Consider the following 21517-nt stretch of genomic DNA (forward strand, 5'->3'; position numbering starts at 1 on the left):
GGGCCGCCGCGTCGGTGGCCCCGACGCGCACCTCCCGAAGACTGGGAGGGGATCGCGTCCTCTGCGAGGATATTCACAGGAAACGGTGCGGCCCAGTCCCCCCTGCCAGATTTCATCCGGACGAAACACGGACCGGGCCGGCGGGTCGGTCAGGCCGTCGCCGGGCTCTCGGCCCACTCGCGGAGCATCGCGAGCGTCTCCTCCGGACGGTCGCGGTGGGGGCTGTGACCTGCGCCCGCCACGACCGCGTACCGGATGCGCGGATTCGCGCGCAGCACCAGGGCGGCGAGGGAGGGAGGGAGCAGCGTCTCGACCTGCGGGTCGCCGGCCAGCACGAGGACCGGCGGGCGGAGGCGCGGCAGGTCCGCCAGCAGGTCCCACGGGTCGTTGTCGTCGATCGTCGCGGCGACCGCGGCCGGATCGGCGGCCCGCACCGCGGCGAGCTTCTCGGCCCGGTCCCGCTCGTCCCAGAGCGGCTGCGCGACAGCGAGCTCCTCGGCCGAGACCGCGAGACCGGCGAGCTCGCCCGCGCGGACGGCGGCCCGCTGCTCCGGGGCGAGCCGGAGCACCGGGTCCAGCAGCGCCAGGCGCCCCGCCCAGCCGGAGTCGCGGGCGGCGGCGCGCACCGCGACCGCTCCGCCGAGCGAGTGCCCGACGACGAGGTCGAACGGTCCCCGCGCGAGGGCGTCGTCGGCGTAGGCGTCGTGGCGGGAGGAGCCGCCGCGCGGCCCGTCGCCGTGTCCGCGCAGGTCGGGAGCGGAGACGCTCCAGCCCGCCGCGGTCAGCTCGCGGCTCAGCCGCCACCAGGTGCGGCCCGAGCCGCCCAGGCCGTGCAGGAGCAGGACCCTGCCCGCCGTCATCGCCGGAGCCTCAGTCGAAGCGCGGGTCGCGCCCGGTGCGCTCACCGGTCGCGAGCCCGGCGATCGCGGCGAGGTCCTCGTCGTCGAGGGCGAAGCCGAAGACGTCCAGGTTCTCGCGGATCCGCTCCGGCGTCACCGACTTCGGGATCACGACGACGCCGAGCTGCACGTGCCAGCGCAGCACCGCCTGCGCCGGCGAGACGCCGTGCTTCGCGGCGACGCGGGCCAGGGCCGGCTCGTCGAGGAGGCGCCCGCGGGCCAGCGGCGACCACGCCTCGGTGACGATCCCGTGGGCGGCGTCGAAGGTGCGCAGCTCCTCCTGGGGCAGCCGCGGGTGCAGCTCGACCTGGTTGATCGCCGGCACCACTCCCGTCTCGTCGAGCAGGCGCTGCACGTGCTCCTCGGCGAAGTTCGAGACGCCGATCGAGCGGGCCCGCCCCTCGCTCTGCAGGCGCTCGAGGGCGCGGTAGGTGTCGACGTAGCGGTCGCGCGAGGGGATCAGCCAGTGCACGAGGTAGAGGTCGACGTAGTCGGTGCCGAGCAGCTCGAGGCTCCGGTCGAAGGCGGCGAGCGTCTCGTCGAAGCCGTGGTCGTCGTTCCAGACCTTGGTCGTCACGAAGACCTGCTCGCGGGGGAGGCCGCTCGCGCGGATCCCCTCGCCGACTCCGCGCTCGTTGCCGTAGAGGGTGGCGGTGTCGACGTGCCGGTAGCCGGCCTCCAGGGCGACGGCGACCGTGCGGGCCGCCTCCTCGTCGCCGATCTTGTAGACGCCGAGCCCGAGCTGGGGGATCGCGCGGCCGTCGTTGAGGGGGATCAGGGGGACGCTCATGCCTCCCATGCTGGCACGCGCCTCAGACGCTCCAGTCGAGCTCGCCGTGCGGTCCCACGTGCACGTCGTCCTCGATCAGCGCCGCGAGACCGGCCACCCCGAAGAGGAGGCGCCGCTCGGCGCGCTCCGCGTCGCTGCGCTCGTCGATGCCGCGCGCGGCGAAGTGCACGTCGTGGCCCGCCTGCAGGCCCTCGACGCCGAGCCGGCCGCGGAGCGCGCGCACGGGGCGCCGGCCGATGCCGAGTCCGCGCCAGAGGGAGCCCGTCTCGAGGACCACCGCCGTCTCGGAGGCGACGACCCCGTGCTGCTCGCGGTGCGCGGTGAGCTGCCACCCGTAGCCGAGGTGGTGCAGGCGGGTCGAGTGCGGGCCGCGCCAGGCGTGCGAGGACTCCTCGCGGCGGAAGTAGACGGGACTCGGGCGGAAGGACCCCTGCCAGAGCGCGGCGGCGAGCTCCGTGCACCACTCCGGGGTCTCCGGATCGGACCAGGGGTCGAGGAGGTCGGTCCGGGCGGCGGCGCGCCGGTGCTCGCGCACCAGCTCCTCCGCGTCCTCCCGCAGTCCCATGCCGTCCCCTCGTCGTCGTGGGCCTTCACCCTAGGGTGTCCGACAGGCGCCGGACAACCGGGGTGGCGGCCTAGGAGGGCAGCGTGACCGGCTCGGTGTCGGGCAGCGGGCTGGCGTCGCGCCCGCGGAGATCCGGGTGGTACCGGCGGCCGAGCAGGGGCACCAGGAAGCCGACCAGGGCGAAGGCAGCGGCGACGACGATGGCGGCGGTCGGCCCGGCCTGGTCGATCTGCACGCCGGCGATCGCGGAGCCCAGCGCCGCGCCGATCAGCTGACCGGTGCCGACCCAGCCGTAGGCCTCCGCCGTGTCCGAGAAGCGCACGCTCGAGGCGGTGATCGCGAACAGAGCCGCGAGAGCGGGGGCGATGCCGATGCCGGCGAGGAACAGCGTGACGCACAGCCACCAGAAGTCGGTCGAGACCGCCGCCAGACCCATGCCGACCGTGACGATCAGCATCCGCCGCGCGGTCGCCCACCGGCTGATCGGGATGTGGCCGAGGGCGAGGCCGCCGACCAGGGAGCCCGCCGCGAACACGGCGAGCACGACGCCCGACTCGACTCCGCCCTCGCCGAACACCGCGACGACGCCCGCCTCGACCGCCGAGCAGGCGCCGATCAGGAGGAAGCCGACGACCGTGGCCAGCAGCACCGGGGGCTTCGTGAGCACCACGCCGAGGCGGCGCTTCGAGCGCGGGATGCGGACGCGGCCCACCTCGGGCGAGGCGATGAACCAGATCCCGCCGCCGATCAGGAACGCGGCGGCGGTCAGGATGCCCGCGACCGTCGACACCTGGATCGACACGAGCGTCGCCAGCACCGGGCCGAGCACCCAGATGATCTCCTGCGCGGAGGCGTCGAGCGAGAAGAGCGGGGTCAGCTGCGAGCTGGTGACCATCTTGGGGTAGATGGTCCGCACGGCCGGCTGCACCGGCGGCATGCTCAGGCCGGCGATGAACCCGATCACGACGAACTGCCACACCTCGAGCGGGAGCACGGCCATCGCGATGATCGCGCCCGCGCAGACCACGAGGGTGATCGTCAGCACGCGGCGCATCCCGAGCCGCCCCATCAGGCGGCTGGTCAGCGGCCCGGCGATGGCCTGCCCGATCGACATCGAGCCGAGCACCAGGCCGGCGGCGGCGTAGGAGTGGTGCACCCGCTCCACGTGCAGGAGGAACGCCAGCGAGAGCATCCCGAACGGGAAGCGCGCGGTCAGCTGCGCGAGGATGATGCGCCCCACCCCGGGGGTCTTCAGGAGATCGGTGTAGCTGCCCACCGGACGACACTAGCGCTCCGGAGGGGACTGCGGTTCGTCGAGGGAGACCGCTGCACGAGGGTCCCTCGACGGGTCGCGGTTCCCTCGGCGGAGGGGCGCGTCAGCCGGCCAGCACCTTGCGGATCCGCTGCAGCGACACGCTCTCGGCGGTGCCGAGCGACTGCGCGAAGAAGCTCACCCGCAGCTCCTCGATCATCCAGCGGGCGCGCGCGATCCGCTCCGGGGCGTGCGCGGGCAGCGGCACGACGCCGCCTGCCGACCGGTAGAGCTCCTGGGCCGCCTGCACCTCGTTCAGCCAGACGCGGTCGCGCCCGACGTTCTCGGCGATCTTGCCGAAGCGCTCGGTGATCCCGCCGAGGTAGCGCGGGAGGTGCCGCAGCCGCTCCACTCCGGTCGCCGAGACGAAGCCCGGGTAGACCAGGCCCGAGAGCTGCTCCCGCGCATCCGTGAGGGCGGGCAGGAGCGCCATGCTCGTCGAGGCCTTGAGCGCCTTCTCGACGCCCCGGGCGGTGGTGAGGATCGTCGTGACCGTCTTCACGGTCTCGAACATCGCGTCCATGACGCTCGCCGAGACCCGGTCGCGCACGGCGTCGAACTCGGCGCGGAGGAAGAGCATCCCGTCGGGCTTCATCCGCCAGAGGACCGCGTCGACGCAGGCGAGCAGGCAGTCGGTGAAGAGCGCGGTCGTGTTCTGGTACGGGCTCTGCGCGAGCACGAGCTTCTCGTTCGAGGTGAGGTGCTGCTGCACGTAGGCGACGGGGCTCGGCGTCGCGAGCAGGAGGAGGCGGCGGACGCCTCTCGGGTGCTCGCGCGCCTGGTCCTCGGCCGTGGCGAGCAGGCGGATCGAGACCGAGTCGCCGTCGTCGATCAGGGCGGGGTAGGCGCGGATGGTGTTCCCGCCCTGCCGGGTGTCGGTGACGCGGGGCAGCTCCGGCATGTCCCAGGTCTTCAGGCCCCGGCGCTCGAGCGCGTCGGGGACCCGGGCCTCGACCACGCGGGCGACCTCGTCGCGGACCCGGCCGCGCAGGCGCTCGGCCAGCGGGGCGAGCTCCTTGCCGGCGGCGACCGTGCGCCCCCGCTCGTCGGCGACGGCGAAGGTGACCCGCAGGTGCGAGGGGATGCGCTCGAGGTCGAAGTCCTCGGGCTGCACCACCACGCCGGCCTCGCGGCGGATCGCTCCGGCCAGGGTCGCCGCGAACGACTCCGTCGGCGGGTTCGGCACGTCGTGCGGCAGGGACGCGGTGAGCTTGCGGGCCCAGTCGTTCGCGGGCACCACGTTCCGGCGCAGGTGCTTGGGCAGCGCCTTGATCATCGCGGTGACCAGCTCGGCCCGGAGTCCCGGCACCAGCCAGTCGAAGCCGAGGGGCGTCACGCGGGGCAGGAGCGCGAGCGGCACGTGCACCGTCACTCCGTCCTCCTCCGTCCCCGGCTCGAACCGGTACGAGAGGCGGAAGCGCTGGTCGGCCTGGCGCCACTGCGTGGGGAACGCGGTCTCGTCGATCTGCTCCGCGTCCTCGGGGAGGAGCGTCTCCTGCGTCATCGTCAGCAGGTCGGGCTCGTCGTGCTGGGTCGTCCGCCACCAGGAGTCGAACGAGCGCACCGAGGTGATGTCGCGGGGGAGTCGGCGGTCGTAGAAGTCGAACACGGCCTCGTCGTCGACGAGCAGGTCGCGGCGGCGCGTGCGCTCCTCCAGCCGCTCGAGCTCGGCCCGCAGGGCGCGGTTCTTGCGGTCGAAGGCGTGGCGCGACTCCCACTCGCCCTCGACGAGGGCGTGCCGGATGAACAGCTCGCGGGCGTACGAGGCGTCGATCCGCGAGAACTGGACGCGGCGGCGGGCGATGATCGGCACGCCGTAGAGCGTGACCTTCTCGTAGGCCACGGCCGCGCCCTGCGACTTCTCCCAGTGCGGCTCGCTGAACTGCCGCTTGACGAGGTCGCCCGCGATCGCCTCGGCCCAGGCCGGATCGATCGCGGCGTTCGAGCGGGCGAAGAGGCGGCTGGTCTCGACCAGCTCGGCGCTCATCACCGCGTCGGGGAGCTTCTTGGCCAGGGCGCTGCCGGGGAAGATCGAGAACTTCGCGTTGCGGGCGCCGATGTACTGCACGTTCTGGCGCTCGCGGCTCTTCGCCGCGCGCTGCGCCTGCTGCGAGGTGGTGTCCTTGATGCCCAGGTGCGAGAGCAGGCCGGCCAGGAGGCTCCGGTGGATCCCGTCGGGGTCGACCTTCGGCTCGCCCAGCTCGAGCTTGAGGGGGCGCTCGAGCTGGCGCAGCTGGCGGAACACGTCCTGCCACTCGCGCACGCGCAGGTAGTTGAGGTACTCGGCCTTGCACAGGCGCCGGAAGGCGCTCGAGGAGAGCTCCTCCTGCTTCTCCTCCACGTAGTTCCAGAGGTTCAGCAGGGTGAGGAAGTCGCTGGTGGGATCGACGAAGCGCGCGTGCTGCTGGTCGGCCTGCGCGCGGCGCTCGAGAGGGCGCTCGCGGACGTCCTGGATCGTGAGGCCCGCGACGATCGCCATCACCTCGCGGCTGACGCCGTGGCGGCGCGACTCGATCACCATCCGGCCGAAGCGCGGATCGATGGGGAGCCGCGCGAGGTCGCGCCCGATGCGCGTGAGCTGCGGCGCGGCCTCCGCCCCCTTGCGCGGGACGCCGCTCGAGTGCGCGCTCGGCGGCGTGCCGCGCACCGGAGCGGCGTCTCGCGGCGCGGCGGAGGCGGCGGAGGGGGAGCCGGGGACGCGGAGGGCGCCGAGCTCCGTGAGCAGGTCGAGGCCGTCCTTGATGCCGCGGGAGTCGGGCGGAGTGAGGAACGGGAACGACGCGATGTCGCCCAGTCCGAGCGAGATCATCTGCAGGATCACCGCGGCCAGGCCCGTGCGCAGGATCTCGGGATCGGTGTACTCGGGGCGGCGGAGGTAGTCCTCCTCGGAGTAGAGGCGGATCGCGATGCCCGCGCTCGTGCGGCCCGAGCGGCCGGAGCGCTGATTCGCGGAGGCCTGCGACACCGCCTCGATCGGCAGCCGCTGCACCTTCGAGCGCGCGCTGTAGCGCGAGATGCGGGCCGTGCCGCCGTCGATCACGTAGCGGATCCCGGGGACGGTGAGGCTCGTCTCCGCCACGTTGGTCGCCAGCACGACGCGGCGGCGGACGCCGGGGGTGCGCCCCTTCTCGAAGACGCGGTGCTGATCGGCCGCCGACAGGCGCCCGTAGAGGGGGAGCACCTCGGTGCCCGGCAGGTTCCGGCCCCGGATGGCGTCCTCGGCGTCGCGGATCTCGTTCTCGCCCGAGAGGAACACCAGGACGTCGCCCGGATCCTCGCGCGCCAGCTCGGCCAGGGCGTCGGCGATGCCGGTCATCAGGTCGCGGCTGCCGCTCGTCGCGTCGGGGACGTCGGTGTCGTCGTCCTCCTCCGGTTCCTCGGCGACCAGCGGGCGGTAGCGGATCTCGACCGGGTAGGTGCGGCCGGAGACCTCGATGATCGGCGCGGGCTCCCCGGCGGCGTCGGAGAAGTGGGCCGCGAAGCTCTGCGGGTCGATCGTCGCCGAGGTGATGATCACCTTCAGGTCGGGACGCTGCGGCAGCAGGCGGTGCAGGTAGCCCAGGAGGAAGTCGATGTTGAGGCTGCGCTCGTGCGCCTCGTCGATGATGATCGTGTCGTACCGGCTGAGCATCCGGTCGTGGTTCATCTCGTTGAGCAGGATGCCGTCGGTCATCAGCTTGATCCGCGTCGAGGCGGACGCCTTGTCGGTGAACCGGACCTGGTAGCCGACCAGCCCGCCGACCTCGTCGTCGAGCTCCTCCGCGATGCGCTCGGCGATGGTGCGCGCGGCGATGCGCCGGGGCTGCGTGTGCGCGATGCTCTCGCGGCCGAGCTCCAGGCAGATCTTCGGCAGCTGGGTCGTCTTGCCCGATCCGGTCGCGCCGGCGACGATGACCACCTGGTGGTCGCGGATCGCGGCGGCGATGTCGTCGCGCCGCGCCGACACGGGGAGTTCGGGCGGGTAGCGGATGCTGAGCACGTCTGACATGAGCCCTCCATCCTACGCCGCGTGCGACAATGCCCTGTCTCGTGAAACATCGCGGGCCACCCTGCCCGGTCGGGCGCTCCGGCGCCGGTCGACCGCGGCGCACGATCCCGTGGAGCACCCCGATGAATCCGCAGTCCCTGCTGGTCGTGCTGAACATCGTGCTGCTGCTCTTCGCGATCAGGGGCGTGCTGTCGAACCCGAGGCTCTCGAAGGTCGCGAAGGTCTCCTGGGTGGCGTTCATCGTGATCGCGCCGTTCATCGGCAGCCTCGCCTACCTGGCGGTGGGCCGTCGCGGCGGGAGCGGCGGAGGCGGCACGGTCGTGCGCGGCACGGAGCGGCCGTCGGGCTGGTTCTTCGAGCGCTGAGCGGCCGGGCGGGCCGGCGGCGGGGGAGACCCGTGGACGTCGGCGCTCCGCGGACCTCCTGACCCTCCGTCCCGCGGCAACCCCCTGACCGGCGGCTCCGCCCGCGTCTAGCGTGGAGCGCATGGCCGATCGTCTGCGCTCCAGTGTCAGCCCCTACCTCCGCTCGCACGCGGACAATCCGGTCGACTGGTTCCCCTGGGGCGAGGAGGCGTTCGCCGAGGCGGTGCGCCGCGACGTCCCGGTGATGGTGTCCATCGGCTACTCCACCTGCCACTGGTGCCACGTGATGGCGCGGGAGTCGTTCTCGGATCCGGTGTTCGCCGCGCGGCTGAACGCGGACTTCGTCGCGGTGAAGGTCGACCGCGAGGAGCACCCGGACGTCGACACGGCCTACCTGACGGCCGCGAGCGCGTTCACCCGGCAGCTCGGCTGGCCGCTGACGGCCTTCGCCACCCCCGCCGGCGAGACCTTCTTCGCCGGCACCTACTTCCCGCCGCGCGCCGTCGGCGGCGTGCCCGCCTTCTCCGACGTCCTCGACGCGGTCTCGGAGGCGTGGCGGCTGCGGCGCGACGAGGTGCAGGCGACGGCGGGCGGCCTGGCCGCGGCCCTGCGCGAGGCGACCGCGGCGCTGCCCGCCGATGCGGCGCTGCCCGGCGACGCCGAGCTCGACGGCGCCGTCCGCGCACTCGAGGACGAGGAGGACCGGGTGCACGGCGGTTTCGGCGGCGCCCCGAAGTTCCCGGTGGCTCCCGTGCTCGGGTTCCTGGCCTCGCGGCCCTCGGGAGCGGCGCTCGCCGAGCGCACGCTGCTCGCGCTGGCCGCGTCCCCGCTCCGCGACCGCGACGGGGGCTTCTTCCGCTACGCGACGCAGGCCGACTGGAGCGATCCGCACTACGAGCGGATGCTGTACGACAACGCGCAGCTGCTCGACGTCGCGGCCGTCCTGCTCGGGCACGACGGCGCCCGGGTGGAGGAGCTGACCGGGATCGCGGAGGGCGTCGCCGCGTTCCTCCTGACCACTCTCGAGCGGCCGGGCGGCGGCTTCGCATCGGCGCAGGACTCGGAGAGCATCGTCGACGGCCAGCGCTCGGAGGGCGGCTACTACCTCGCCGAGGACCGTTCCCGCCTCGCGCCTCCCGCTCTCGACGAGAAGGTCGTCACCGGCTGGAACGGCCTGGCGATCCGCGCGCTCGCCCGCGCCGGACGCGTGCTCGGACGGGAGGAGTGGATCGACGCCGCCCGGCGCGCGGCGGACGCGGTGCTGCAGCGGCACCTCGTCGACGGCCGCGTCGCGGTGCGCGCCTCCCTCGACGGTGCCGTCTCCGCGGCCCGCCCGGCGCTGGAGGACCTCGGGATGCTGGCCGGCGGGCTCCTCGAGCTCGCCCTGGCGGAGGGCCGCCCGCGCTACGCGGTCGCGGCGCGCACCCTGATCGACGGCGCGCTCGACGCGGCCGACGGCCCGCTGCCGTTCGCGCTGCCCGGGGGAGGAGACCCGGCGCTGACCGCGCGGGGACTCCTGCTCGCGGCCGACCCCTCCGAGGGCGCCTACCCCTCCGGTCTGTCGGCGACGGCGGACGCGGCGCACGAGCTGTACCTGCTCACCGGATCGCAGCGCTACCGGGAGGCGGCCGAGGCGGTCGTCGCCTCGATCGCTCCGGGCGCGGTCCGCCGGCCGATGGGCTTCGGCGCCGTGCTCGGGCTCGCTTCGCGGCTGGCTCGCCCGGTGCGGCAGATGGTCGTCGTGGGCCCAGGAGCGGCGGAGGCGGTGCAGGGCGCCCGGTCCGCCGGGATCGGCGTGCTGGTCGGCGTGTCCGACGAGGGCGCCCGGGACTGGGCGGACGCGGGCTTCGAGCTGTTCGAGGGGCGGATCTCGCGGGAGGGGCTGCCGACCGCCTACTCCTGCGAGGCCTTCGTCTGCGCCCTGCCGACGACCCGCCTCCCGGAGGAGCTGCTCACGCGGCCGTGACCACCAGCGGCGCCTCGGGGTCGGCGGCCCACTCGTTGAGCGAGCCGTCGTAGACGACCGCCGTGTGGACTCCGAGCACCGCCAGTGCGAGCGCATCGGCCGTCGCGGCGATCCCGCCGCCGCAGTAGAGGACGATCCGCTCGGCCTGGAGAGCGTCTCCGAACAGCGACCGCAGCCGCTCCGGCGGCAGGAGCGTGTTGTCGGCCCGGTCGACGAGCCGCCCGGCGGGGACGCTCCGCGAGCCCGGCAGGTGTCCGAGGCGGGGTCGGCGCCCCTCCTCCCCGGTGAACTCCTTCGGCGGGACCGCGCAGACCAGCGCCCCGGGAGCCTCGCCGCGCACGACGCTCTCGACGCCGGCCTTGTCGATCCAGAGCGGCCGCTCCTCGCGCACGCTGATGCCGCCGCTCACGGCGGGCTCGACATGCCCCGTCTCGATCGGGCGCTCCTCCCGCCGCCAGGCCGGGAGCCCGCCGTCGAGCACCGCGACGGCGTCGTGCCCGGCCGAGCGCAGCAGCCACCACACGCGCGAGGCCCACTGGCCGACCGCGGAGTCGTACACGACGACCACCGAGTCGTCGTCGATGCCGAGCGCGGCGGTCGCGGCGGCGAAGCGCTCCGGGTCGAGCCGCGTGAAGGGCAGGGGAGCCGCCGGATCCGACAGCTGCTCGAGCAGGTCGCCGAACACGGCGCCGGGGACATGCCCCTCGAGGAGGTACTGCTCGTCGCCGCTGAGGTAGCCGGGCCGCCCGTCGAAGCCGGGCACGAGCAGCACGCTGGCGTCGACGACGACGAGGTGCTCGCGGCCGAGCTGGTCGGCGAGCCACTGGGTCGAGACGATCGGCCGGGCGAGGTACGGGGCGGAGGAGGTGCTCACCCGCCCCACGGTAGGCGCGACCGCCGACAGGCGCGCCCCCGTGCGTCACGCACGGTCACGGACGCCGCCGGGCGCTCAGCACTCGATGACGTTGACCGCGAGGCCGCCCTCGCTCGTCTCCTTGTACTTCGACGACATGTCGATGCCGGTCTGGCGCATCGTCTCGATGACCGCGTCGAGCGAGACGCGGTGGTCGCCGTCGCCGTGCAGCGCGAGGCGGGCCGCGCTCACCGCGGTGGAGGAGGCGATCGCGTTCCGCTCGATGCACGGGATCTGCACGAGGCCGCCGACCGGGTCGCAGGTCAGTCCGAGGTGGTGCTCCATCGCGATCTCGGCCGCGTTCTCGACCTGGCGCGGACTGCCGCCGAGCACCGCGCAGAGCGCTCCGGCGGCCATCGCGCAGGCCGAGCCGACCTCGCCCTGGCAGCCCGCCTCCGCACCGGAGATCGAGGCGTTCGTCTTGCAGAGCGAGCCGATCGCGGTGGCGGTGAGGAGGAAGCGTCGCAGCCCCGCGCGGTCGGCGCCCGGGACGAAGCGGAGGTAGTAGTGCCCGACGGCGGGGATGATGCCCGCCGCTCCGTTCGTCGGAGCCGTCACGACGCGCCCGCCTGCGGCGTTCTCCTCGTTCACCGCCAGGGCGAAGGCGTGGAGCCACTCCACCGAGGTCGCGCGGGCGCGGTCGAGAGGGTCCTCCGCGAAGGCATCGAGCCGCTCGCGGAGCACCGAGGCCCGGCGGCGGACGCCCAGGCCGCCCGGCAGCACGCCGTCGGTCGCCAGGCCGTGCTCGACGCAGGCGGCCATGGCGTCCCAGATCGCGTCGAGGCGGGCGTCGATGTCGACCCCGGGGTGCAGAGCGCGCTCGTTCGCGGCGGCGATCTCGGCGATGCCGGAGCGGGTCCGGTCGCAGGTCGCCAGCAGGTCGAGCCCGGAGACGAAGGGGTAGGGGTGCGGGGCCAGCGCAGCCAGCTCGGCACGCTCGCCCGCGCGCCGGATGAAGCCGCCGCCGATCGAGTAGTAGGTCTCCTCCCACACCGGCAGCGCGTCGTCGCCGACCCAGACGCTGAAGGTGAGGGCGTTCGGGTGCTCCGGCAGCCTCGTGCGCGGCTCGAAGACGACGTCGTCGCGCGTCATCGCGAGGCGCTGCTCGCCGGCCAGGAGGATCGTCCCCTCCGCGTCGAGGCGCTGCCAGGCCCCGCGCACCAGCGCCGGGTCGCACGTCTCGGGGTCCAGGCCGGCGAGACCGGCGACCACCGCGTCGGGGGTGCCGTGGCCGATCCCGGTGGAGCCGAGCGAGCCGTAGAGGGTGCAGCCCACCCGGCTCACGCGGCCGAGGAGCCCGGCGTCGCGGATCCGCTCGGCGAGGGCGAGGGCGGCGCGCATCGGCCCGACGGTGTGCGAGCTGGACGGGCCGATCCCCACGCTGAACAGGTCGAGGACGGAGACGTAGGCGCTCATCCACCGAGACTACGCCGGGGCCGGCGGAGTGCGCCGCCCGAGCCGCGCCCGCGACGAAGAGTCACGGAGATCCGGCGTCGACGAGGGTCTGCGGCGGGTCAGCGCAGCGTCTTGCGCGCCGAGATCTGGCCGGTGTCGAAGCCGAGCAGGTGCAGGCCGCCGTGGAAGCGGGCGTGCTCGACCTTGATGCAGCGGTCCATCACGACGGTCAGGCCCTTCGACTCGCCGTACTCGGCCGCCTCCTGGTTCCAGATCCCCAGCTGCACCCAGACCGTGGGCGCGCCGACGGCGAGGACGTCGTCGATCACGGCGGGGATGTCGCTCGCCTTGCGGAACACGTCGACGATGTCGGGCACGACCGGGAGCTCGGCGAGGCTGCGGTAGACCGGCTGCCCCAGGATCTCGGTGGCGTTCGGGTTCACGAAGTAGAGCTCGTAGTCGCTCGACTGCTGCAGGTAGGTGGCGACGAAGTAGGAGGAGCGGGCCGGGTTCGGCGAGGCGCCGACGATCGCCACGGTCTTCGCGCGGCGGAGGATGTCGAGTCGCCTGCGGGCGTCGGGGCCCACCCAGGTGCGCTGCGAGCGGAGCATCTTCGCCAGCGGCGAGTTCGCCGGGACCGAGCAGCTCAGCCCGTTGGACAGCTGGACGACCGTGTCGGCGGTGTCGGCGGTGTCGGCGGTGTCGGCGGTGTCGGTGGTGCTCATGCTCAGACCTCCACGGCCGGGGTGTGCAGGGTGGTGGTCGTGTCCTCGGGGAGCTCGGTCGGAGCGTCGGGGGTGCCGTGCTCCTCGACCGCGCGGGCGAGCGCCTGGTCGAGATCGTAGATGATGTCGTCCGCGTCCTCGATGCCGACGGAGAGGCGGACGAGTCCGGGGAGGACGCCCGCGTGGAGGAGCTGGTCCTCGGTGAGCTGGGCGTGGGTGGTCGAGGCGGGGTGGATCACCAGCGTCTTCGCGTCGCCGATGTTGGCGAGGTGGCTGGCGAGGTCGACCGATTCGATGAAGGTCTGGCCGACGGCGCGGCCGCCCTTCACCACGAAGCTGAAGACCGAGCCCGGTCCCTTCGGCAGGTACTTCTGCGCGCGGTCGTGGTGAGGGTGCGCGGGGAGCCCGGCCCAGTAGACGGCCTCGATCCGGGGGTCGGCGTCGAGCCACTCGGCGACGCGGCGCGCGTTGTCGACGTGCGCCTGGATCCGGTACGGCAGCGTCTCGACGCCCTGGGCGAGCAGGAACGCGGAGTGCGGAGCGAGGACCGGCCCGATGTCGCGCAGCTGCTCCGCGCGCAGGCGCGTGAGGAAGCCGTACTCCCCGAAGTTGCCGTCCCACGACAGGTCTCCGTAGGAGGCGACCGGGTCGTGCAGCAGCGGGAACTTCTCGGGGGAGTAGTGGAAGCGCCCCGACTCGACGACGACGCCGCCGAGCGTGGTGCCGTGTCCGCCGAGGAACTTGGTGGCCGAGTGGATGACGATGTCGGCGCCCCACTCGATCGGGCGGACGAGGTAGGGCGTGGCGACCGTGGAGTCGATGATCAGCGGGATGCCGGCGGCGTGCGCGACCGCGGCGAGGCCCTCGATGTCGGCGATCTCGCCGGAGGGGTTCGCGATCGTCTCGGCGTAGAGCACCTTGGTCTTCTCGGTGATCGCCGCCGCGTAGTCGGCCGGGTCGCTCGAGCGGACGAAGGTGGTGTCCACTCCGAAACGGCGGAGCGTGACGTCGAGCTGGGTGATCGATCCGCCGTAGAGGTTGGCGGAGGACACCACGTGGTCGCCCGCGCCGACGAGCGCCGCGAAGGTGATGAACTGCGCCGAGAGCCCGGAGGCCGTGGCGACGGCGCCGAGGCCGCCCTCGAGGCTCGCGACGCGCTCCTCGAAGGAGGCGACCGTGGGGTTCGACAGGCGCGAGTAGACGTTGCCGTACTTCTGCAGCGCGAAGCGGGCCGCGGCGTCGGAGGTGTCGTCGAAGACGAAGGCGCTGGTCTGGTAGATCGGCAGAGCGCGGGCGCCCGTCACCGCGTCGGGGATGTTGCCCGCGTGGATCGCACGCGTCTTGAAGCCGTACTCACGATCTGCCATGCGATCGACGCTAGCGGGAGCCACCGACACCGCCGCGCCGGGGCGACGCATCGCGTAACAGAGCGGCCCCGCAGTGCAGAGCGACCGTGCGCGACAGAGCGGTCGAGCGGATCGGAGCGCCGATCAGAGCGCCAGCTGCACCGCGGCCAGTCCCATCGCCGCGATCGCCGCCCACGACACCAGGGCGACGAGGAGAGCACGCCACCCCGTCGTCACGAGCGCGCGCACCCGGACGGCACTGCCGAGCGCGAAGAGGGCCGCGGCGAGGAGCCAGGTCTGCGCGGTGTCGGCGGCGGCGAGCAGTCCCTCCGGCAGGGGGAGGAGCGTGCGCAGCAGCACCGCGGCGAGGAACCCGACCACGAACAGCGGCACGATCGCCGGGCGCGTCCCGCCGGTCCCGCCTCGGCGCCTCGTGACCGCCGCCGCCACCGCGACCATCGGCGCCAGCATGACCACTCGGGTGAGCTTCACCACGACCGCCACGGCCAGCGCCGACGCTCCGGCCACCTGGGCCGTCGCCACGACCTGGCCCACGTCGTGGACCGAGGCGCCGACCCAGTGCCCGAACTGCACGTCGGAGAGCCCGAGCGGCTGCTGCAGGGCGGGGAGCACTGCGATCGCGAGCGTGCCGCAGAGCGTCACCAGCGCGACCGGCGTCGCCTGCTCCTGCTCCTTCGCCCGGGTCGCTCCGGCCATCGCGCCGATCGCCGAGGCCCCGCAGATCGAGAAGCCCGCCGCGAGCAGCAGCGGCTCCTGCCCGGGCAGCCGGAGCGCCCGGCCCAGCGCCCAGGTCAGGCCGAAGGTGGCCAGGACGATCCCGACGACGACCAGGATCGCGCCCCAGCCCAGCGCAGCGATGTCGATCAGAGAGAGCTTCAGCCCGAGCAGGACGATGCCGGCGCGCATCAGCGAGCGGGACGAGAACTTCAGGCCCGGCGCCAGCGCCCCGCTCAGCAGGGGGCGCGCCGCGGGCAGCTGCGCCACGAGGATCCCGAGCGCGACCGCCGCGGTCAGCATCGGCACTGCCGGCACCGTCGCGTGCAGCAGGGCCGCGATCACCGCCGCGACGGCGCAGGCCGCGACTCCCGGGCCCAGCCGCCGGATCATACCCACGAGGGCAGCCACATGTGGGCCTGCCAGAAGGGGAAGGACGTCTGCGCGCCGATCCAGAGCGGCAGGAAGTAGGCCGTCAGGGCGGCCGCCGCCACCGCGAAGACGAGCACCACGAGGACGCCCCGGGTGCGCCGCCTCCGCTCGTCGCCCGGACTCCCGATCACGATCCCGGCCGTCAGCGCCAGTGCCAGCATCATGTAGGGCTCGAAGACGACGCAGTAGAACTGGAACACCGTGCGGTCGAGGTAGAGCAGCCACGGCAGGTAGCCCGCGACGATCCCCATCAGCACGAAGCCGGCGCGCCACTCCCGGTACCGCGCGAGCCGGTAGAGGAGGTACACCAGCGCCAGGACCCCGGCGTACCAGATGAGCGGATTGGCGACCGAGGTGATCGCCTCGTCGCAGCGTGCGGCGGTGCAGCCGTCGACGCCCGTCGCCTGGTCGACGAAGTACATGCTGGTCGGTCGGAGCATGAGCAGCCAGGTGAGCGGGTTCGCCTCGTAGGGGTGCGAGGCCCGCAGGTTGATCGAGTAGTCGTACATCTGCACGTGGTAGTGCCAGAGGCTCTGCGCCCAGTCCGGCACCCACGCCAGAGCCCCGGTCCAGGCGTTGCCGGGGGCCTCCGACGCCCACTGCCGGGCCCATCCGCCGGAGGTGCGCAGCCAGCCCGTCCAGGTGACGAGGTAGGCGATCAGGGCGATCGGCACGACCAGGAGGAAGGTGACCGGACCCTGCTTGAGGATCGCGCCGCTGCCCCAGAACGGCACGCCCGCGCGGCGCCGCATCAGCGCGTCGACGACCACCGCGTACACGCCGAATGCCGCGAGGAAGTAGACGCCCGTCCACTTCACGCCCGCGGCCAGGCCGAAGAGCACGCCGGCCGCGAGCAGCCAGGGCCGCCACCACAGGACCGGCCCCCAGCTCGGCAGCGCTCCCGCCGCCACCTTCCGCGCCAGCTGCAGGTCGGCCCAGCGCCGGTCCAGCAGCACCGCCGCGACCCCGCAGAGCGCGACGAACATCAGGATCCCGTCCAGGAGCGACACCCGCGACATCACGATCGCGTGGCCGTCGAGCGCGAGCATCAGCCCCGCGAAGGAGGAGAGGAGGGTGGAGCGGAACAGGAGGCGGCCGATCACGATCACCAGCGCGACGGCGAGGATCCCCACGACGGCGGTCGCGACGCGCCAGCCGACGCTGTCGTCCGCGCCGAACACGCCCATCCCGAGCCCGATGATCCACTTGCCCAGCGGCGGATGCACCACGAAGGACGGCGCCCCCGTGAAGGTGTCCACGTCGCCGGCCGCGAAGCCGGGGTCCGGGTTCTCGGGCCAGGCGCCCTCGAACCCGAGGTTCCAGAGGGTCCAGGCGTCCTTCACGTAGAAGGTCTCGTCGAACACGAGCGAGCGCGGGTGGCCGAGGTTCCACAGCCGCAGTACCGCGGCCAGTGCGACCACCAGCAGCGGCAGTCCGAGCTCGTACAGCCGGCGGCGCGCGGGGGAGGCGACGAGCCGGGTGTGCAGGTCGTCGAACCGGGAGCCGCGCGGCACGTCCGGGAGCGGGGTGCGCTCGCGCGGTGCGGACGCCTCGGCGGGCTCCACCGGGACCGAGCGCGCCGATCCCGCCGCGTCCAGGAGCAGGTCGTCGAAGTCGCGCTGCGGTCGGTCCGTCACCCGGCCATGCTAACGGGGCGCCTCCTCCCGGGACGGCGGCGATCCGCGGCGGGAGGCCCCGGACCCGGCCTGGGAGACTGGCGGCATGATCATCCTCGCCGGCACTCCCATCGGAAACCTCGGCGACGCCTCCCGCCGGCTCGTGGAGGCGCTGGGCTCCGCCCGCCACGTCGCCGCCGAGGACACGCGCGTGACCATCCAGCTGATGCGCGCCCTGGGCGTCGAGAACCGGCCCGCCCTCTACGCCCTGCACGACCACAACGAGCGCGAGCGCGCCGCCGAGCTGGTGGAGCTGGCCCGCGAGGAGGACCTGCTCGTGCTGAGCGATGCTGGCATGCCCACGGTCTCGGACCCGGGCTACCACCTGGTCGAGGCGGCGGTGGCGGCGGGAGTCGCGGTCACCGCGCTGCCCGGTCCCTCGGCGGTGCTCATGGCGCTCGCCGTGTCCGGGCTCCCGACGGACCGCTTCAGCTTCGAGGGGTTCCTGCCCCGCCGGCACGGCGAGCGGGTCTCGACCTTCCGGGCGCTCGTCGACGAGCGGCGCACCATGGTCTTCTTCGAGTCCCCGCACCGGATCGGCGACGCGCTCGCCGACCTGGTCGAGGCGATGGGCCCGGAGCGGCGCGTCGTCGTCTGCCGCGAGCTCACCAAGATGTTCGAGGAGGTCCGGCGCGGCACGGCGGCCGAGCTGGCCGAGTGGGCGGCCGACGGCCTGCGCGGCGAGATCTGCCTGGTCGTCGAGGGAGCCCCCGCGAGGGAGGCGTCGCTCGAGGACGCGCTGGCCGACGTGCTGGCCCGCGTCGAGGCCGGATCGCGGCTCAAGGAGGCGTCGGCCGAGGTCGCCGAGATCACGGGGCTCTCGCGCCGCGCTCTCTACGAGGCGGCGCTCGCCTCCCGCCGCGGCTGAGAGCTCCCTCCCAGACGGCGCCCGCGGCCGGTCGTCCACGGCCTCCGTCACACGCCGGGAGCGGTGCCCCGCGGTGAATAGGATGGTCGCCATGTCCGACGGCGCCTCCTTCTACCTCACGACCCCGATCTTCTACGTGAACGACGTCCCGCACATCGGGCACGCGTACACCGAGGTCGCCGCCGACGTGCTCACCCGCTGGCACCGCCAGGCGGGCGACGACACCTGGCTGCTGACCGGCACCGACGAGCACGGACAGAAGATCCTCCGCACCGCCACCGCCAACGGCACGACCCCCCAGGAGTGGGCCGACCGCCTCGTGAGGACCGCCTGGCAGCCGCTGCTCGAGACCATCGACATCGCCAACGACGACTTCATCCGCACCACGGACGCGCGGCACGAGGCCAACGTCCAGAAGTTCCTGCAGAAGCTGTACGACGAGGACGCGATCTACACCGGCGAGTACGAGGGCTACTACTGCGTGGGCTGCGAGGAGTACAAGCAGCTGTCCGACCTCGAGGAGGGCACCGGCGACTACGCCGGCCAGTACGTCTGCAAGATCCACTCGAAGCCGGTCGAGCTGCTGAAGGAGAAGAACTACTTCTTCAAGATGAGCGAGTACACCGAGCGGCTGCTCGCGCTCTACGAGGAGCGTCCCGACTTCGTCCAGCCCGAGTCGGCGCGCAACGAGGTCGTGAGCTTCGTCCGCCAGGGCCTGGCCGACCTGTCGATCTCCCGCTCCAGCTTCGACTGGGGCGTGAAGGTCCCGTGGGACGACTCGCACGTGGTCTACGTCTGGTTCGACGCGCTGCTCAACTACATCACCGCGGTCGGCTACGGCCAGGACGAGGCGGAGTTCGAGCGCCGCTGGCCCGCGACCCACATCGTCGGCAAGGACATCCTGCGCTTCCACGCGGTGATCTGGCCCGCCATGCTCATGGCCGCGGGCCTCGAGGTCCCCCGGCAGGTGTTCGGCCACGGCTGGCTGCTGGTCGGCGGCGAGAAGATGTCGAAGTCGAAGCTCACCGGCATCGCGCCCGAGCAGATCACCGACACCTTCGGCTCCGACGCCTTCCGCTACTACTTCCTCCGGGCCATCACCTTCGGCCAGGACGGCTCGTTCTCGTGGGAGGACCTGTCTGCGCGCTACCAGTCCGAGCTCGCGAACGGCTTCGGCAACCTCGCCTCGCGGGTCGTCGCGATGCTGCACCGCTACTACGACGGCGTCGTGCCCGCGCCGGGGGAGCCGACCGAGGCGGAGGAGCGCGTGCAGCGCATCGTCGCCGAGGCCGCCGCGTCGGCCGACCGGTCGATCGACGCGCTCGCGATCCACGACGCGATCACCGCCGTGTGGAGCATCGTCGAGGAGCTCAACGGCTACATCACCGAGCAGGAGCCGTGGGCACTCGCCAAGCGCGAGGAGCGCGAGCGCCTCGGCACGGTGCTCTACACCGCGACGGAGGGGCTCCGCGCCCTGGCCGTGCTGCTCTCGCCGGTCGTGCCGCGCGCGACGGCGTCCCTCTGGGAGGCGCTCGGCGTGACGGAGTCGCTGGGCGCCCTCACCGCGCAGCCGATCCGCGAGGCGGGCCGGTGGGGAGTCCTCCCCGTCGGCACCACCGTCGGCACGCTCGCCGCGCTCTTCCCGCGCATCGAGGCTCCCGCGTCCTGACGGCCGCGCCTCGACCCGTGGACGGAGCAGCCGCGCGGCCTGGAGTCGCCGACGGAGGATCCGCAGGAGAGTGCCCGATGACCGTGATCCGCACGCGAGGGGCCGGGTGCGAGCGGTCCTCCGCTCCGGGGACGGCGGGGCGCTGATGACGCGCGAGGTCCTCGACGCTCTCGAGCAGGCGGCCGAGCTCACCCGGCGCCACGTCGGGCACCCGGAGCGCGCCGCCGCGCTCGCCCTGCGCCTGCACCGGGTGACCGCTCCGACCGAGCTCGTCTACACCCGGTTCCCGCCGACCCTCAGCCTGGTGCTGGCCGGCCGGAAGCGCTCGGTGGTCGGCGACTCCGACGAGCGGTGGGGCGCCGGCCGCTTCCTGATCACCCCCGTCGATCTGCCGGTGGTGGCGGCCGTCGTGGAGACCGGCGACCGCGGCGACTTCCTGTCGGCCAACTGGCGTCTCGACCCGCTCGTGGTGGCCGAGATCGCGGCGCTCGCCCCCCGGACGGCCCCGCGGGCTCCCGCCCCGCGGATCGGCACGGTCACGGAGGAGATGGCGGACTCGCTGCGCCGACTCTTCCGTCTGCTCGACGCCCCCGCCGACATCCCGGTGCTGGCCCCCGCGATCACGCGCGAGCTCGTGCTGCGGCTGCTGCAGACGGACCAGGCGCTCCGGCTGCTGGCCGCGTCCAGCACCGTCCGCTCGGAGGCCGTCTCCCGTGCGGTCGAGGCGATGAGCGCGTCGCTCTCGCGCGGCTGGACCCTCGGCGCGCTCGCCGCGGAGGCGGGCACCAGCGTGCCCACGCTCACCCGCCGCTTCCGCGAGCTGACCGGGATGTCGCCGTTGAGCTACCTGCGGCGGCTCCGCCTGGGGGAGGCCAGGAGACTGCTCCTGGTCCGGGGCGACACCGCCGCGCAGGCCGCGGCCGCGGTCGGCTACGCGAGCGCGTCGCACTTCGGGCGCGACTACCGCCGCGCCTACGAGACGACCCCCGCGGCCGACGCTGCGCTCCACCCCGGGCCGCTCGTCCAGATCCACTGAGCGGCGGGCGCTGTCGCGGGGACTCCGAGCGGCGCGTACCGCGGCGTCAGACGCGGGCGCCGACGATGCCTCCGTCGACGTCGAGCGTCGTGCCGTGGACGTACGAGGCCTCGTCCGAGACGAGCCAGCGCACGGCCAGGGCGATCTCGTCCGGACGTCCGGGCCGGCCGGCGGGGGCGGACGCGGTCATCTGCTCCAGGATCGCCGCGGCGTGCTCGTTGCCGGGCGTGAGAGTCGCGCTGGGCGCGACGGCGACCACGCGCACGCCGCTCGGGCCGTACTCGGCCGCCCACGCCCGCGTGAGGTGCTCCAGCGCCGCCTTGGTCGCGGGGTAGAGCGCGGTCCCGGGCGTTCCCACCCGTCCCATCCACGAGGTGATGTTGACGACCACTCCGCTCCCGCGCTCGGCCATGGCCGGGGCGATCGCCGCGACGAGCTGGTGCGGCACGCGGATGTTCGTGGTGAGGAGGGACTCGACATCGGCGTCGCTGAGGTCGGCGGTCGGCCCCACCGGGAACACTCCGGCGTTGTTGACGAGGACGTCGATCCGCCCGTCGAGGAGGGTCAGCGCCCGCTCGGCGACGGCGCGGGTCTCCTCCGGCGTGCCCGCGAGGTCGGCGACGAGCGCGGAGGCGGTGCCCCCGTCGGCGCGGATGCCGCGGACGACGGACCCGACCCGCTCGGGGTCGCGTCCGTGCACGAGGACGTGAGCGCCGGCCCCGGCGAGGCGGCGGGCGATGGCCGCGCCGATCCCGCTCGAGGATCCGGTGACGAGGGCGTGGCGCCCGGCGAGGGAGCCGGGTGCGGAGTGGGCGAGGAGCTCGGTGTCTGTCATGG

Annotated in this window: 17 protein-coding genes; 5 read left to right on the top strand and 12 right to left on the bottom strand. The window is 73.6% G+C overall.

What is annotated here, in order from left to right:
- Nucleotides 1-149: 149 nt before the first annotated feature.
- The 5 genes from C5B98_RS11255 to hrpA all read right to left on the bottom strand — a co-directional run bounded on the left by C5B98_RS11255 (nucleotide 150) and on the right by hrpA (nucleotide 7554).
- Nucleotides 150-860: an alpha/beta fold hydrolase gene (locus C5B98_RS11255; RefSeq protein ID WP_104324214.1), complete on the bottom strand. Its 711-nt coding sequence runs from the start codon at nucleotides 858-860 to the stop codon at nucleotides 150-152.
- 10 nt (nucleotides 861-870) lie between these two features.
- Nucleotides 871-1689: an aldo/keto reductase gene (locus C5B98_RS11260; protein WP_104327819.1), complete on the bottom strand. Its 819-nt coding sequence runs from the start codon at nucleotides 1687-1689 to the stop codon at nucleotides 871-873.
- Between the two features lie 22 nt (nucleotides 1690-1711).
- Nucleotides 1712-2254 (bottom strand): hypothetical protein, encoded by a 543-nt coding sequence (locus tag C5B98_RS11265; RefSeq protein WP_104233702.1) that lies wholly within the window; start codon nucleotides 2252-2254, stop codon nucleotides 1712-1714.
- 70 nt (nucleotides 2255-2324) lie between these two features.
- Nucleotides 2325-3530 carry an MFS transporter gene (locus C5B98_RS11270; RefSeq protein ID WP_104226915.1) on the bottom strand — a complete coding sequence of 402 codons (1206 nt, stop codon included), beginning with the start codon at nucleotides 3528-3530 and terminating at the stop codon, nucleotides 2325-2327.
- Between the two features lie 100 nt (nucleotides 3531-3630).
- On the bottom strand, nucleotides 3631-7554 hold the full coding sequence (hrpA, locus tag C5B98_RS11275) for an ATP-dependent RNA helicase HrpA (protein ID WP_104327810.1): 3924 nt from the start codon (nucleotides 7552-7554) through the stop codon (nucleotides 3631-3633).
- A 122-nt stretch (nucleotides 7555-7676) separates the two neighbouring features.
- Here hrpA and C5B98_RS11280 point away from each other — a divergent pair, with 122 nt between their 5' ends.
- Nucleotides 7677-7919, top strand: coding sequence for a PLDc N-terminal domain-containing protein (locus C5B98_RS11280; RefSeq protein WP_160033960.1), 243 nt, complete (start codon nucleotides 7677-7679; stop codon nucleotides 7917-7919).
- 121 nt (nucleotides 7920-8040) lie between these two features.
- A complete protein-coding gene (locus tag C5B98_RS11285; protein ID WP_104327811.1) occupies nucleotides 8041-9885 on the top strand; it encodes a thioredoxin domain-containing protein in 1845 nt (614 codons plus the stop codon).
- On the opposite strand, the gene C5B98_RS11290 is transcribed toward C5B98_RS11285, so the two are convergent.
- The 6 genes from C5B98_RS11290 to C5B98_RS11315 all read right to left on the bottom strand — a co-directional run bounded on the left by C5B98_RS11290 (nucleotide 9872) and on the right by C5B98_RS11315 (nucleotide 17068).
- Nucleotides 9872-10759, bottom strand: coding sequence for a sulfurtransferase (locus C5B98_RS11290; protein ID WP_146076954.1), 888 nt, complete (start codon nucleotides 10757-10759; stop codon nucleotides 9872-9874). The genes C5B98_RS11285 and C5B98_RS11290 overlap by 14 nt on opposite strands.
- Before the next feature lie 75 nt (nucleotides 10760-10834).
- The gene (locus C5B98_RS11295) at nucleotides 10835-12214 is read right to left on the bottom strand and encodes an L-serine ammonia-lyase (protein ID WP_104327812.1); all 1380 of its coding nucleotides are present in this window, start codon (nucleotides 12212-12214) and stop codon (nucleotides 10835-10837) included.
- A gap of 98 nt (nucleotides 12215-12312) precedes the next feature.
- Nucleotides 12313-12918: a CoA-binding protein gene (locus tag C5B98_RS11300; protein ID WP_104327813.1), complete on the bottom strand. Its 606-nt coding sequence runs from the start codon at nucleotides 12916-12918 to the stop codon at nucleotides 12313-12315.
- Nucleotides 12919-12920: 2 nt separating this feature from the next.
- Nucleotides 12921-14285, bottom strand: a complete 1365-nt coding sequence (locus C5B98_RS11305) for an O-acetylhomoserine aminocarboxypropyltransferase/cysteine synthase family protein (protein WP_104226921.1) — start codon at nucleotides 14283-14285, stop codon at nucleotides 12921-12923.
- A gap of 123 nt (nucleotides 14286-14408) precedes the next feature.
- Entirely contained in the window at nucleotides 14409-15392 is a 984-nt protein-coding gene (locus C5B98_RS11310) for a YeiH family protein (RefSeq protein ID WP_104226922.1), read from the bottom strand.
- Nucleotides 15389-17068 carry a dolichyl-phosphate-mannose--protein mannosyltransferase gene (locus C5B98_RS11315; RefSeq protein WP_258063501.1) on the bottom strand — a complete coding sequence of 560 codons (1680 nt, stop codon included), beginning with the start codon at nucleotides 17066-17068 and terminating at the stop codon, nucleotides 15389-15391. The genes C5B98_RS11310 and C5B98_RS11315 overlap by 4 nt, the downstream gene beginning before the upstream one ends.
- 85 nt (nucleotides 17069-17153) lie before the next feature.
- Here C5B98_RS11315 and rsmI point away from each other — a divergent pair, with 85 nt between their 5' ends.
- The 3 genes from rsmI to C5B98_RS11330 all read left to right on the top strand — a co-directional run bounded on the left by rsmI (nucleotide 17154) and on the right by C5B98_RS11330 (nucleotide 20680).
- A complete protein-coding gene (rsmI, locus tag C5B98_RS11320) occupies nucleotides 17154-17975 on the top strand; it encodes a 16S rRNA (cytidine(1402)-2'-O)-methyltransferase (protein ID WP_104226923.1) in 822 nt (273 codons plus the stop codon).
- Between the two features lie 91 nt (nucleotides 17976-18066).
- Nucleotides 18067-19644, top strand: coding sequence for a methionine--tRNA ligase (metG, locus tag C5B98_RS11325; RefSeq protein ID WP_104327814.1), 1578 nt, complete (start codon nucleotides 18067-18069; stop codon nucleotides 19642-19644).
- A 70-nt stretch (nucleotides 19645-19714) separates the two neighbouring features.
- The gene (locus C5B98_RS11330) at nucleotides 19715-20680 is read left to right on the top strand and encodes an AraC family transcriptional regulator (protein WP_258059876.1); all 966 of its coding nucleotides are present in this window, start codon (nucleotides 19715-19717) and stop codon (nucleotides 20678-20680) included.
- Nucleotides 20681-20726: 46 nt separating this feature from the next.
- Here the strand turns inward: C5B98_RS11330 and C5B98_RS11335 are convergent, their stop codons facing one another.
- Nucleotides 20727-21515, bottom strand: coding sequence for an SDR family NAD(P)-dependent oxidoreductase (locus tag C5B98_RS11335; RefSeq protein ID WP_104327815.1), 789 nt, complete (start codon nucleotides 21513-21515; stop codon nucleotides 20727-20729).
- Nucleotides 21516-21517 lie beyond the last annotated feature (2 nt).

The organism is Rathayibacter sp. AY1A5 (assembly GCF_002930875.1).
In the GTDB taxonomy this organism is placed as follows: Bacteria; Actinomycetota; Actinomycetes; order Actinomycetales; family Microbacteriaceae; genus Rathayibacter.

Excerpts from the sequence above, each read along its gene's own strand:
- C5B98_RS11255 (WP_104324214.1), bottom strand. The coding sequence starts at position 860 with ATGACGGCGGGCAGGGTCCTGCTCCTGCACGGCCTGGGCGGCTCGGGC.
- C5B98_RS11260 (WP_104327819.1), bottom strand. The coding sequence starts at position 1,689 with ATGAGCGTCCCCCTGATCCCCCTCAACGACGGCCGCGCGATCCCCCAG.
- C5B98_RS11265 (WP_104233702.1), bottom strand. The coding sequence starts at position 2,254 with ATGGGACTGCGGGAGGACGCGGAGGAGCTGGTGCGCGAGCACCGGCGC.
- hrpA (WP_104327810.1), bottom strand. The coding sequence starts at position 7,554 with ATGTCAGACGTGCTCAGCATCCGCTACCCGCCCGAACTCCCCGTGTCG.
- C5B98_RS11280 (WP_160033960.1), top strand. The coding sequence starts at position 7,677 with ATGAATCCGCAGTCCCTGCTGGTCGTGCTGAACATCGTGCTGCTGCTC.
- C5B98_RS11285 (WP_104327811.1), top strand. The coding sequence starts at position 8,041 with ATGGCCGATCGTCTGCGCTCCAGTGTCAGCCCCTACCTCCGCTCGCAC.
- C5B98_RS11295 (WP_104327812.1), bottom strand. The coding sequence starts at position 12,214 with ATGAGCGCCTACGTCTCCGTCCTCGACCTGTTCAGCGTGGGGATCGGC.
- C5B98_RS11300 (WP_104327813.1), bottom strand. The coding sequence starts at position 12,918 with ATGAGCACCACCGACACCGCCGACACCGCCGACACCGCCGACACCGCC.
- C5B98_RS11305 (WP_104226921.1), bottom strand. The coding sequence starts at position 14,285 with ATGGCAGATCGTGAGTACGGCTTCAAGACGCGTGCGATCCACGCGGGC.
- C5B98_RS11310 (WP_104226922.1), bottom strand. The coding sequence starts at position 15,392 with ATGATCCGGCGGCTGGGCCCGGGAGTCGCGGCCTGCGCCGTCGCGGCG.
- rsmI (WP_104226923.1), top strand. The coding sequence starts at position 17,154 with ATGATCATCCTCGCCGGCACTCCCATCGGAAACCTCGGCGACGCCTCC.
- metG (WP_104327814.1), top strand. The coding sequence starts at position 18,067 with ATGTCCGACGGCGCCTCCTTCTACCTCACGACCCCGATCTTCTACGTG.
- C5B98_RS11335 (WP_104327815.1), bottom strand. The coding sequence starts at position 21,515 with ATGACAGACACCGAGCTCCTCGCCCACTCCGCACCCGGCTCCCTCGCC.